11 protein-coding genes are annotated in these 12,073 nt (G+C 67.0%); 1 reads left to right on the forward strand and 10 read right to left on the reverse strand.

Annotated elements, in window-relative coordinates:
* Positions 1-19 precede the first annotated feature (19 nt).
* From AOP73_RS11330 to AOP73_RS11370, 9 genes are read right to left on the reverse strand one after another with little or no spacing between them, the layout of a single operon-like run.
* Positions 20-1,897: an ABC transporter ATP-binding protein gene (locus AOP73_RS11330; RefSeq protein WP_061966049.1), complete on the reverse strand. Its 1,878-nt coding sequence runs from the start codon at positions 1,895-1,897 to the stop codon at positions 20-22.
* A complete protein-coding gene (hisF, locus tag AOP73_RS11335; RefSeq protein WP_061966051.1) occupies positions 1,894-2,664 on the reverse strand; it encodes an imidazole glycerol phosphate synthase subunit HisF in 771 nt (256 codons plus the stop codon). Before hisF ends, AOP73_RS11330 begins: the two co-directional genes overlap by 4 nt.
* Complete coding sequence (locus AOP73_RS11340; protein WP_061966053.1) at positions 2,664-3,578, reverse strand: FKBP-type peptidyl-prolyl cis-trans isomerase; 915 nt, start codon at positions 3,576-3,578, stop codon at positions 2,664-2,666. Before AOP73_RS11340 ends, hisF begins: the two co-directional genes overlap by 1 nt.
* 26 nt (positions 3,579-3,604) lie before the next feature.
* Complete coding sequence (gene pafA, locus AOP73_RS11345) at positions 3,605-5,029, reverse strand: Pup--protein ligase (RefSeq protein WP_061966055.1); 1,425 nt, start codon at positions 5,027-5,029, stop codon at positions 3,605-3,607.
* 23 nt (positions 5,030-5,052) lie between these two features.
* Complete coding sequence (locus AOP73_RS11350) at positions 5,053-5,232, reverse strand: ubiquitin-like protein Pup (RefSeq protein WP_061966058.1); 180 nt, start codon at positions 5,230-5,232, stop codon at positions 5,053-5,055.
* A 9-nt stretch (positions 5,233-5,241) separates the two neighbouring features.
* Positions 5,242-6,795: a depupylase/deamidase Dop gene (gene dop, locus AOP73_RS11355; RefSeq protein ID WP_061966060.1), complete on the reverse strand. Its 1,554-nt coding sequence runs from the start codon at positions 6,793-6,795 to the stop codon at positions 5,242-5,244.
* 9 nt (positions 6,796-6,804) lie between these two features.
* On the reverse strand, positions 6,805-8,214 hold the full coding sequence (gene arc, locus AOP73_RS11360) for a proteasome ATPase (RefSeq protein WP_061966062.1): 1,410 nt from the start codon (positions 8,212-8,214) through the stop codon (positions 6,805-6,807).
* Positions 8,214-9,254 carry a tRNA (adenine-N1)-methyltransferase gene (locus AOP73_RS11365; RefSeq protein ID WP_061966065.1) on the reverse strand — a complete coding sequence of 347 codons (1,041 nt, stop codon included), beginning with the start codon at positions 9,252-9,254 and terminating at the stop codon, positions 8,214-8,216. The genes arc and AOP73_RS11365 overlap by 1 nt, the downstream gene beginning before the upstream one ends.
* A gap of 19 nt (positions 9,255-9,273) precedes the next feature.
* Positions 9,274-10,383 (reverse strand): site-2 protease family protein, encoded by a 1,110-nt coding sequence (locus tag AOP73_RS11370; RefSeq protein WP_061966067.1) that lies wholly within the window; start codon positions 10,381-10,383, stop codon positions 9,274-9,276.
* 71 nt (positions 10,384-10,454) lie between these two features.
* Between AOP73_RS11370 and AOP73_RS11375 the strand changes: the two genes are divergently transcribed.
* Positions 10,455-11,366: a RecB family exonuclease gene (locus AOP73_RS11375; protein ID WP_061966069.1), complete on the forward strand. Its 912-nt coding sequence runs from the start codon at positions 10,455-10,457 to the stop codon at positions 11,364-11,366.
* A gap of 2 nt (positions 11,367-11,368) precedes the next feature.
* Here the strand turns inward: AOP73_RS11375 and AOP73_RS11380 are convergent, their stop codons facing one another.
* On the reverse strand, positions 11,369-12,061 hold the full coding sequence (locus AOP73_RS11380) for an HAD family hydrolase (RefSeq protein ID WP_061966071.1): 693 nt from the start codon (positions 12,059-12,061) through the stop codon (positions 11,369-11,371).
* Between the last annotated feature and the right edge of the window lie 12 nt (positions 12,062-12,073).

A 12,073-nucleotide genomic window follows, 5' to 3' on the forward strand; every position in this document is an offset into this window, starting at 1 on the left:
TCTGACTGCGGCGAATCCGTCATCCGACGTACCCCCGGTCCTGAGCGGCCTGGCGCTGCGAGTCTTCCTCGTATGCCAACACCAGTGAACGGTAGCCTCCGTCACGCTCGATCAGGTCGGAGTGCGACCCGGAATCCACGACCCTGCCAGCCTCGACGTGCACCACGTGATCGGCGAGCAAGATGGACGCAAGTCGGTACGCGATGATCAGCACCGTGGGGCCGCGACCGTCCGCGCCCAGTCCACGCAGAATCTGCTGTTCAACGCGCGGGTCGACGGCCGACGTTGCGTCGTCGAGCACCAGGACGCGGGGCTCGCGCACGAGTGCACGGGCGAGCGCGAGTCGCTGGCGCTGGCCTCCCGACAGGTTCATGCCGCGTTCGGCGAGTACTGCGTCGAGAGGTTCGACGCCCTCACGTGCCAGTTTTTCAATCACATCGGTGACGTTCGCTTGGCGGAGGGCTTCCCACACTTGCTCGTCCGAGAAGGACTCGCCCAACGTCACGTTCTCGCGCACTGTTCCTGAGAAGACGAACGCCGACTGTGGCACTAAAGCGACGTGGTCACCCAGCGCAGCAATGGTCGACAGATCGGTGTCGTCGAGCCGAATCTCGCCCTCAGTAGGTCGGGCGAGGCGCGTGGCGGCGAGGGCAACGGTGCTCTTTCCAGAGCCCGTCGCGCCGACCAACGCGGTAATGGTGCCCGGCTCGAGGGTGAGCGACACGTCTCGCAGGATCACCGCGAGGTTGCCATCGCCGTCGTCGGCACCAATGTCCGTGCCGTCAAAGACCATGCGTCCCGCTCCGGCCGATGCGACGGTCACCGTGCCGGGCTCGTCAACCTCCGTTGCTGCCTTGGCGATCTCTCCCACGCGACGGAAGGCGACGAGCGCCTGAGGCATCTGGCCCAGCAGCCAACCGAGACCGCGAATCGGCACGGCGAGCAGCGTCACCAGGTAAATGGCGGAGACGACGTTGCCGACGCTGACGGCTCCCGCCTCCGCACGGTAGGCGCCCACAATCATGAGCGCGACGGACCCCAGCGGCACCACCACATCCATCATGGGCTCGAACCACGCCGATGTCTTTCCCACGCGGGTGTCGGCGTCGCGCAGCGCATTGGCCGCGGCCGCGAAGCGCTTGGCCTCGATGTCCTCGGCACCCAGAGCCTTCACCACCGTGCCGCCTTCGAAGCTCTCGTGGGCGATCGTCGACACCTCGGAACGCAGGCTTTGGCCCTTGTCCCAGCGTGGGGTGATGATGCGCTCGTACGCGACGTTGATGAGGAAAATCACCGGGACGACGGCCAGCCCAGTGAGTGCGAGCCATGGGTCCATGATCCACATCGAGTACCCAGCGGCGAACATCATCACGAACGAGCCGAGGGTGAACGCAAAGGGATGCAGGGTGTCGGTCGCCGTCTCGGAGTCCGACGACATCGCGGACAGCAACCGGCCCGAGGGATTTGCGCGGTGCCAGCCGAGCGGCAACGCTGCCAGAGCATCGGCGATGACCCTGCGGTGACGGGCGCCTACGCCGGCGACCGCGCCACCCTGGACCGCACGGCGAACGCCCACAAGGACGGCGTTGACGATGCCGATGGCGAGGAATGCGCCGCCGGCGAGCAGGATTGCCACCTTGGGATCTTGCGAGAACTCACCCCACGAGCCCTTGATGGGATCGCCGGCGATTCCCGGGATGACCACGTCGTCGGTGATCTCGCCCAGCAGCGTGCCGAAAAGTACCGTCAAGAGGCTGAACGCGGCGGCCGCCGCGACAGCCGTGCCGAAGCGCCACGGCTCAGTCTTGATGGCGTGCTTGAGGAGACCGAGCGCACGTCGGGTAAATGAGCCGTGAAGGTCGTAATCCTTGGCGGCGTCCCCGGCGGCGCGGGTCACCGCACCTCAATTCCGGCGCGGCGCATGTGTTCCTTGACCTCGGCGATCGTCAGCTGGCCAAAGTGGAACACGCTCGCGGCGAGTACGGCGTCGGCCCCCGCGTGAACGGCGTCGACAAAGTCGTCGGGTCGGCCGGCACCGCCGGACGCAATCAGGGGCACGGACACCACGTCGCGCACCTCCTTAATCATCTGCAGGTCGAAGCCGTCGTTGGTGCCGTCCGCATCCATCGAGTTCAGCAGAATCTCTCCTGCGCCCAACGTCGCGACGCGCTCGGCCCACTGCACGGCATCGATGCCGGTGCCGACCCGTCCACCGTGAGTGGTGACCTCGTAGCCGGACTCCGTACGGGTATCGCCCTGGACCCGGCGCGCGTCGACGGACAGCACCAATACCTGGCTGCCGAAACGCTGCGCAATCTCGCTGATGAGTTCCGGCCTCGCGATGGCGGCGGTATTAACGCCTACCTTGTCCGCGCCGGCCCGCAGCAGCTTGTCGACGTCATCGGGGCTACGCACGCCGCCGCCTACCGTCAGTGGGACGAAGACCTGTTCCGCGGTGCGACGCACCACGTCGTACGTGGTCTCACGGGATCCAGAGGATGCGGTGACGTCGAGGAAGGTGAGTTCGTCGGCGCCCGATGCGCCATAGGTTGCGGCGAGTTCGACGGGGTCGCCAGCATCGCGCAAGTTCTCGAAATTGACGCCCTTCACTACGCGACCGGCGTCGACGTCGAGGCAGGGAATGATGCGAATTGATACAGCCATTAGTTCCCCGGATTCCACACGTCGAGCACGTCAACAACGAAGACCAGCGTACCCATGTCCGGGTAGCCCGACTCCGGTGGCACCACAATCTCGACTTGTGATCCGGCCTCGACGTCGATGAGCGCCTGATCCCAGCCCGCGATGACCTGGCCTACGCCGATCTGGGTCTCAAACGGGGCGTTCTCGGACGGCCACGAAGTCTCGAAGATGTCACCAGACTCCCAGGATTTCTCCTCGTTCTTGCCCGCGTCCCAGTGCACGCCCACGTAGTTGACCGTGACGAACGAGCCAGAGGTGATCTGTGGGCCCGTCCCCTGGATCAGAACCGCCGACGTCACGTCGGCCGGGGGGTCATCATCGGGAATAGTGATGGTCGGCTCTCCGGTGGAGCTCAGCGTGACCGCGGGCATGTCGGGGTTGATGACGCTATTGGTTCCCTGCGCCCGGATGGGCAGGACGTCGACCACGATCGCGACAGGAGGCTTGCCCTCGTCGTCAATGCCGGCGGGCGAGACCTGCAAAATGCGCGCGCCGACGTTGACAGTCTTGAGAACCTCGTAGAGGTCGTCACCCACGACCTCGGGTGCGAGGAGGAACGAGCGCGGCAGACCGTCGTACGTGTTGATCAGCTGCGTGTGGTCCTGAAGCGACTCACCGTAGATGTCCAGCAGCAACGGCTGGCCCTCCTGCAACGGTTCGCCCTCGCCCTCCCACTCGACGCGATACTCGGGCTTGGGATACGCGAGTCCGGGGACGAAGTCCAGAGTGGGCGCGAGCGAATCTGACGAGCCGATGGCGATGGCCTCAATCTGCCCAGTTGCCGATGCCGTGGCCGACGGATCCTCCGAGGAGGTCGACGAGCACCCTACGAGCGCCAGTGAGGCGGCAAGGGTCAAGGCAACAAGGCGGCGCATGCGCGTCCTTTCCGGGGGGTAAGCGTTTATTCTACTGGCGCTGCGGGCGCACCAAGCATCCCCAACAGAACGTTTACGCGTTCGTCCTCGTTCCTGAACGGATCCTTCAGGAGCACGGTACGACCGTCGCTACCAGTGATCTTGAGGTGCACCCAGTCCACGGTGAAGTCGCGGCCGGCGGCCAGAGCCGCGGACACGAACAATCCGCGCAGGCGCGCCCGCGTGGTCGCGGGGGCGTTGGTGACGGCGTCGTCGATCTGCTCGTCAGTGATGATGCGCCGTACGAGACCCTGGCTCTGCAACCGGTAGAACAGGCCACGCTCGGGCGAGATGTCGTGGAACGCCATCTCCAGGCGCGCGAGGCGCGGGTCGTCCAGTTCGCACTTGAGCTTGCGCTGGTAACGCATGACTACTCGGTGCTTGATGGCCCAGTCCAACTCGGTCTCCACCAGCGTGAAGTCCTGAGTGCGCACGGCGTCGATCCCACGCTGCCACAAGTCCAGGATGGATTCCACCTCGGCGGTGGGAGTGATGATCCCGCCCACATGCGCGCGTACCGCGTCGAGATACGTCTGCTGGAGTTGTACCGCTGTCAGGTGCCGTCCGTCGGTGAGTTCAACCGTGGCCTGACCGGTGAGGTCGTGGGCGATGTCGCGAATCGCCTGCATCTCATGCGCGAGTGCCAACTGAGGGAAGTCCGCGCGGGCCTCCACAATGCGCAGCACCAGGTCGGTCGCGCCCACCTTCAACAACGCGGTGGGCTCGGCCATCGTGGAGTCGCCCACGATGATGTGCATGCGGCGATACAGCTCGGCGTTGGCGTGTGGCTCGTCGCGCGTGTTGATCATGGGACGCGAGCGCGTGGTGGCCGAGCTCATCCCCTCCCACATGTGATCCGCGCGAGGCGAGAATGAGAAGTGCGCGCCCTGGGGTGTGCGCGTGATGCAGCCGGCGCCGGTCACGATTTGGCGCGAGATCAGAAACGGCAGCAGATTCGACGCGAAGGCCCTGAAGTCCGAGCGCCGGCGAACCAGGTAGTTCTCGTGGCAGCCGTAGCTGTTGCCGGCCGAGTCCACGTTGTTCTTGTACAAGTGAATGGTGCCGTCGATGCCCGCGGCTCGCAGGCGCTCCTCGCCCCCGGCAATGAGGTTGTGCACGATGCGCTCGCCGGCCTTGTCGGCCGCGATCAGGTCTGTCAGCGAGTCGCATTCTGCGGTCGCGTACTCGGGGTGCGCGCCCACGTCGATGTACAGGCGCGATGCGTTGGGCAGGAACACATTGGACGAGCGGCCCCACTGAACCACAGAGTGGAACAGATGACCCGCTACCTCCTCGGGCGTGACCGAGCGCGACGTCGCGGAGTCGAGGTGCAGGCCGAATTCTGTCTCGAGCCCAAAGATTCTGCGGGCGGGGTCAACGTCTAGGGGCGCGGGGATATCCGTGGAGATCATGGCCGATGCGGAGCCCGGAGGGGCTACTCGCCACCCTTTTGCACAAAGGAGCGCACGAACTGCTCAGCATTGACCTGCAGCGAGCCGTCGATCTCGTCGAGCAGGTCGTCGAGCGCGTCGGTGTTCGCGGCCTGCGTGGGCGCAGCGGGTGCGTCGGGGACGTCGTCCTCGTGGGACTGGCTGGATGAGTGAGTCTGAGGCATGTCCCGAGTCTATCCCCCGATCAGGGAGTCGAGGAGGGGGTGCGTGGTGGCGAGGGGGTCGTCCAGATGGACCACTTCGAGGTCACCGTGCGTGGTCTCACGGTCGAGGACCACAGAGGACCAGCCGGCCGCGTCGAGCAGGTCCGGCCGCGCGGCCACCATGTCGCCTCGCAGGCGCGCCCTGGTGTCGCGGGGTGCGGTGCGCATCGCCGCGGCAACGTCCTCGTCAGTGACCACCCGCTCGAATGATCCGGCCCGCTCGAGGCGTGCTGCGAGTCCCGTGCCAAGTTGACTCCACTGCACGTCCGCGGCTGCGAGGCGAGCATCGTCCCAGGGCAGGTCCTGCACCTCTCCCCGCTCGTCGACGGGGGCGTACTTGGATCGCATCCGGCCCAATAGCTGCAGTTTTGCCACCCACTCCACCTCACGGGCGGCGCTAAAGATGTCGCGGTCCAGCAGGTCGAGCACGCTCTCCCACCGGGTGATGACGTACGCGTCCGTGGCGCTCGCGACGTAGGTGCGGCAGATTTCCAGCAGGGCGCGCTGAATCTGCAGCGCCGTCGCCTTGTCGCCCGAGGCCAGGACAAATGGCGCGCGCAGCGTCAGGTCTCGCGACACGGTCTGAACGTCGCTCACGGGCTCGCGAAGTTCGCAGGCACCCAGGCGCGTGTCCCTCGCCTCGATGGCCGCGAGCACCAGCGCTGTAGTGCCGGTCTTGAGCAGGATGGGGATGTCCATGCAGTTGGCATCGCCGATGATCACGTGCAGGCGGCGCCACCTGCTGCGCTCCGCGTGCGGCTCGTCACGGGTGTTGATGATGGGACGACGCAGCGTGGTCTCCAGTCCCACCTCCGCCTCCATGTAGTCGGCGCGCTGAGACATCTGGAAGCCAGCGCCCTCGCCACGCTGGCCGATCCCGACGCGGCCGGCACCCGTGAAGATCTGGCGGGTCACCAGGTGTGGGGTCAGGTACTTGATGACGTCGTCAAAGTCGGTGTCACGGCGGATCAGGAAGTTCTCGTGAGTGCCGTAGCTCGCACCCTTGCCGTCCACGTTGTTCTTGTACAGCGCGACTCGCTCGTCCTCCTCGCGCTCGTACTCGACCGTGGCCGCGAGCGCGATCGCATCGCCGGCGCGGTCCCACAGCACGGCGTCGCGCGCGTTGGTGACCTCGGGGCCCGAGTACTCGGGGTGGGCGTGGTCCACGTAGAAGCGCGCGCCGTTGGCCAGCACCGCGTTGAGGTGCGCGGGGTCCTCCCACGAGCCGCGTCGCCTGCGCAGCGTCACCGCCTGCTCAGCCTCGTCGTACTCCGTGGCGTCGGTGAGCATGTCCGAGGTTGCGGAAGCTCGCGAGCGCCGCATACCGCGCTGGTCCTGCAACGGGTCCTCGCCGCCGTAGTCCCACCGGGTGGTGGACTGACCGGCCCACGCGCGGCAGGCCTGGACGAGCCGCGAGGACATCAGGATGGGGTTGGCGCCGGAGCGGTCCGGGTTGGTGATGCCGTACTCGGTCTCGATGCCCATGACCCGTGCGGCATCGCTCTCACCTGCCGCTTCTTCCATCCCCACGGATTACTCCCCCGCCAACGAACCGGCTGCCACGGCACGTGCCTCGACCAGCTCCTGGTCGCACGCCTCGCGCAGGTGGGCCGCGGTGATGCCCCGCTCGCCGCCGGAGATCAGCGACTTGATGGCCCCCGTCTTCGCGCGGTCTACGACGTTGCGGATCAGCGCGCCCGAGACGTACTCGGGGGTGTCCGCGTGGGCGAATAGCGTGTCGACCGCCACGGCATTGAGCGCGCGGGCGGTCGCCACCGCATCGTCGCCGTGCTGGGCGAGTTCGCTGGGCGCCATCGGCACCGATGCGGTCAGGTACTTGCTGAAGATATCGGCGGCGGACGCGGGGCCGGGACGCGAGACCTCGATCTTCACGTCCAGGCGGCCGGGACGCAGGATGGCCGGGTCGATCATGTCCTCGCGGTTGGACGCGCCAATCACGATCACGTTGCTGAGCGACTCGACGCCGTCCAGTTCGGTGAGCAGCTGCGGGACGATGGTGGTCTCCATGTCGGAACTCACACCCGAGCCGCGGGAGCGGAACAGCGCATCCATCTCGTCGAAGAACACCACCACGGGGGCGCCGGAGGACGCCTTGGAGCGAGCGCGCTCGAAAATGGTGCGGATGTAGCGCTCAGTTTCGCCCACGTACTTGTTGAGCAGTTCCGGCCCCTTGACGGACAGGAAGTACGAGCGGTCCGCGCCCACGGCCTCGCCGAGCGAGTGCGCGACCGCCTTCGCGATCAACGTCTTGCCGCAGCCGGGAGGACCGTACAGCAGCAGACCACGCGGCGGGCGTAGGTCGTGCTCGACATACAGCTCGGGGTGACGAATGGGTAGCTCGATCGCGTCGCGGATACGCTCGATCTGCGAGCCGAGGCCACCGATTGCGCGGTAGTCGACGTCCGGCACTTCCTCGAGCATGAGCGCCTCGACGCCGCTGCGGTCTACCTTCTCCGACGCGAAGCCGGTGCGCGGGTCGATGATGACGGTGTCACCCTCAGACACGCGCGCATGGGCGTCGCCGCCGATCATGATCACTACGCGCTCGTCCTCGCCGCGCGAGACCACGAGCACCCGGTCAGCATCGATGACCTCGCGCACGATCGCGGCCTGACCGGCACGCTCCGCCTCCGCGGTGCCGACCACCACCATCATGGCGTTGAGAAGCACCTCATCGCCCGGCTCCAGGTCTTTGTCCAGCGACGGCAAGACGGTGACCCGCATGCGGCGCCCACTCGACACGATGTCGGCGTGCTCACCCGCCCACTGCACGAACGTGGCGAACGTCTGCGGCGGCGCCGATGCCTCGGCGAGCTTGACCTTCATCTCGCCCAGCTGGTCACGCGCCAGGGTCAGCAGGCGCTGCAGTTCCCGGTTCTGACGCTCGACGGTCGCGAGCTTGTCCTGTCCCTCTGCCACCATCAGCTGTCCTCCCCTGCCGTCGCCGCCTCGGCATCGGCCGCAATGGTGGTGTCTGTCGTGGGTGTCGCGTCGAGCGCGCCGCGACGCACCTTGCGGATCTTCTTCTCGCTTACGGGACGCTCGCCCAGGTCCTCGGGCGTCCATTCGGCGTCCGCGGTGGGGTACGCGCCCTTGGCGGGTCGGCGATGGCGCAACGGGGCGTCCACGCCGGGAGCCATGCGACGGGCGGTCATCAGGAAGCCGGTGTGGCCGATCATGCGGTGATCGGGCCGCACGGACAAACCCTCGAGGTGCCAGGTGCGCAGCAGGTTCTCCCACGCGTGCGGCTCGGTGAAACCGCCGTGGTCGCGCAGGTCCTCCGCGAGACGAGACATCTGAGTGGCCGTCGCGACGTAGGCGAGGAACACGCCGCCGGGGGCGAGAGCATCGGCCGCGGCGTCGATGTTTTCCCACGGCGCGAGCATGTCCAGGATGACACGGTCCACGGTGCCCGGTTCGGCAACCAGTGCCACCTGGTCCGCGAAGTCGCCGATCTCCAGGCGCCACGCCGGGTGCGGGCCGCCAAAGTGGGACTCGACGTTGGCGCGGGCGATGTCTGCGAAGTCCGCGCGACGCTCGATCGAGATCAGCTCTCCGCCGTCGCCCACGGCGCGCAGGAGCGACATGGTGAGCGCGCCGGAACCCACGCCTGCCTCGACCACGCGTGCGCCCGGGTAAATGTCCGCCATCTGAATGATCTGGCCGGCATCCTTGGGGTAGATCACGGCAGCGCCGCGCGGCATGGACAGCACGAGGTCGCTCAGCAAGGGTCGCAGCACCAGGTAGTCCACCCCCGCGGTGTTGCGAATCACGGTGCCCTCGGGCTGGCCGATCAGGTCATCGTGCGTGAACTGGCCGCGGTGCGTGTGAAAGGTCTTGCCCGCGTCGAGGGTGATGGTGTGGTGGCGTCCCTTGGCATCGGTCAACTGGACGCGGTCGCCTACGCAGAGGGGTCCGCGGCGCTGGTCGGCGCCGGTGGGCGCTGAGGTCGGTGAAGTCATGCGCCCAGTCTAGGGCGCGTTACTGCAGGGCTCCCTGCACGTCCTGGGCTCGCACGACGCCGATGACGTGGCCATGTTCCACGACCGCCCACACCTCGGTCTTGCCCCACCACTGCTGCAGGAAGTTGACGAACTCGCGGCCGTGCAGGTCTGGGCTCATCTCCGCACCCCGCGGCATCGGCATGGTGACGGACTGCAAGTGAGTGTGCGCGCGCTCGGACTCCGGCACGGCGTCGATCAGTGACACCGGGAAGTGACCGGCAGGGGCGCGGTCCGCTGCGAGCACGACGACCTCGAGGGCGCCGGCACGGGCGGCGAGCTGGGCTGCCTCGTGAACGGTGGCGGCGAACGGGATGGGGACGGCGGTCACCATCAGCGACCGTGCGCCGATGCTCTCCACGCGGGTCATGGTGGTGGCCACCTTGAGCGCATTCGATGCTGCTGGCCACAGCAGACCGAAGATCAGGACAGCCCACAGCATGCTGAAAATGCTGGGCGTGGAGCCACGCAGGAACGGCACTCCGATGGCGAAGACCACGACGCCGATGGCGACCACGCGGCCGGCCCAGGCGGCCACAATCGTGCCGCGGTTGCGGTTCTTCGTTGCACCCCAGACGATGGCCTCGAGCACGCGGCCGCCATCCATGGGGATGCCCGGGAGGGCGTTGAAGGCGGCGAGCAGCAGGTTGGCCCACACCACCCACCACAGCGCGGCTCCCAGCAGGCCACCCGGCGTGGTCGCCTGCAGAGCGGCGGCGACGACGCCGGCGATGACCACGTTGGCGGCGGGACCCGCGAGCGAGACCACGCCGTTGACGAGCGGGGTGAGGTTGCGCGAGTCGAATGACGTGTGCCCGCCCCACAGGGTGAGGACGATCTCGTGAACGTCTCTCTTGAACGCGCGCGCCGCGATGGCGTGCGCGACCTCGTGCAGAAACACGGACACGATGAGCGCGGCGGCCAGGATCAGCCCGATGGTGAACCCGCGGCGGGTGATGCCGTCCTCGGATGAGCTCAGCAGGAAGGCGAGAAGCACCAACATGATGAGGGTCGACGGCTGGACGACGACGCGGGCTCCGAGCACACGACCGAAGGAGATTCCGCGAGTGCCTTGATTCTGATCTGCCATGTGTCCACCGTAGATGGTCGCGGGGGTGATGCCTTTCGCTGGTTGTCACCGGGCCGTCCTACTGTGGTCACATGAGTGACACCGCGAAATCTTCCGGCGCCGATGACCCCGTGACCGTGACCACCCCCGTCAAGTCCGGGCGTGGCCGGGGCCCGCGCAAGCCTGCACTTTCACCCTCGCGCGCCGGCGACTTCCGCCAGTGCCCGCTGATGTTCCGCCTGCGCCTGGTCGACAAGGTGCCGGAGCCGCCCTCTCCTGCGGCCACTCTGGGAACGCTGGTGCACGCCGTCCTCGAGGACCTTTACGACCTTCCCGCGGGCGAACGCACCCTCGTTGCGGCCTCCGCCATGGTGGAGCCCAAGTGGCAGGAGATGCTCGCCAAGCAGCCCGACCTCGCGGGCCTGCACGAGGACGATGCCGCACTCAGGACCTGGTTCGGGACGGGCAATGAGCGACTCGCGAACTACTTTCGACTCGAGAATCCGCAGCGGCTTGAGCCTGCCGCCCGCGAGGAATTTGTTGAGTTTCAGCTCGAGGATGGGCCCCTGCTGCGCGGCTTCATCGACCGCGTCGACATTGCGCCCGACGGCGCCATTCGGCTCATCGACTACAAGACCGGCAAGAAGCCGCTGCCGCAGTACTCCACGAAGGAACAGTTTCAGATGCGGTTCTACGCGCTGCTCGTGGAGCGTCTGCGCGGTCGCCGCCCCGCGCTGCTGCAGCTGCTGTTCCTGCGTGATGGCGGCACCATCGAGTTGCGCCCGGACGCCGGCGACCTGGAGAAGGTGGAGTTCGAGATCCGTGAGTTGTGGAACGACATCTCCGCCGCGGCTCGGGCAGGCCAGTTCAGGCCCAAGAAATCCAAGCTGTGCGGCTGGTGCAATTTCCAAGAGCTATGTCCGGAGTTTGGTGGCACGCCTCCCCCGCTGGATCCTGCCGCGGTGGAGCGCTCGCTTGGCGTCAAGGTCGACGTTGCAGACTGACGCTAGTTGTCGGAACCGAGATCGTCGATGGTGCGGCCGCCGGCAATCTTGGACAGTTCATCGAGGCCGATGCCGTCGAGGCTGCGCACGCGGCTGAGGCCCGGGCGCGCGTCAGTCAACGGCGTGAGACGCCTGACCGCGATCGTGTGGGCGCCCGAGGCGAGGGCCGCGGCGACGCCCGCCGGTGAGTCCTCGATCGCCACACAGTCGGCAATCGACACGCCCAGTCGCTCCGCCGCGAGCAGGAACGACTCGGGGTGTGGCTTGCCATGCGTGACCTCGTCGCCGGTCACCACGGCTGCGAAAGCATCGGGAATGCGGGTGATTGCCGCCGTCGCGAGGGACGAATAGGACATGGTCACCAGGGCGCACGGTATGCCGGCACCCACCACGAGGTCCAGCAGCGTGCGGGCATCCTGCTGCCAAGGGGTATGGGCGCGCACCTCGTCGGTGACCCGGCGCAGCAGGTAGCCGATGATGTCCTCGACGCTCATGTCGACGCCGTGCTCCTGCAGGACCTGGGCGGACAGTGTCAGCGGGTTACCGACCAACTGCAAACCGTCTGCGTCCGTCCACTCGACACCGAACCGCGAGGCGAGCTCTCTTTCCGCGCCAATCCAGTACGGCTCAGAGTCTATGAGGGTGCCGTCCATATCCCAGAGGACGGCGGCAGGGCGCATAGGTGAAGAGTTCATAGGAGGTTAAGT

This window comes from Demequina aurantiaca, assembly GCF_000975135.1.
GTDB lineage: Bacteria > Actinomycetota > Actinomycetes > Actinomycetales > Demequinaceae > Demequina > Demequina aurantiaca.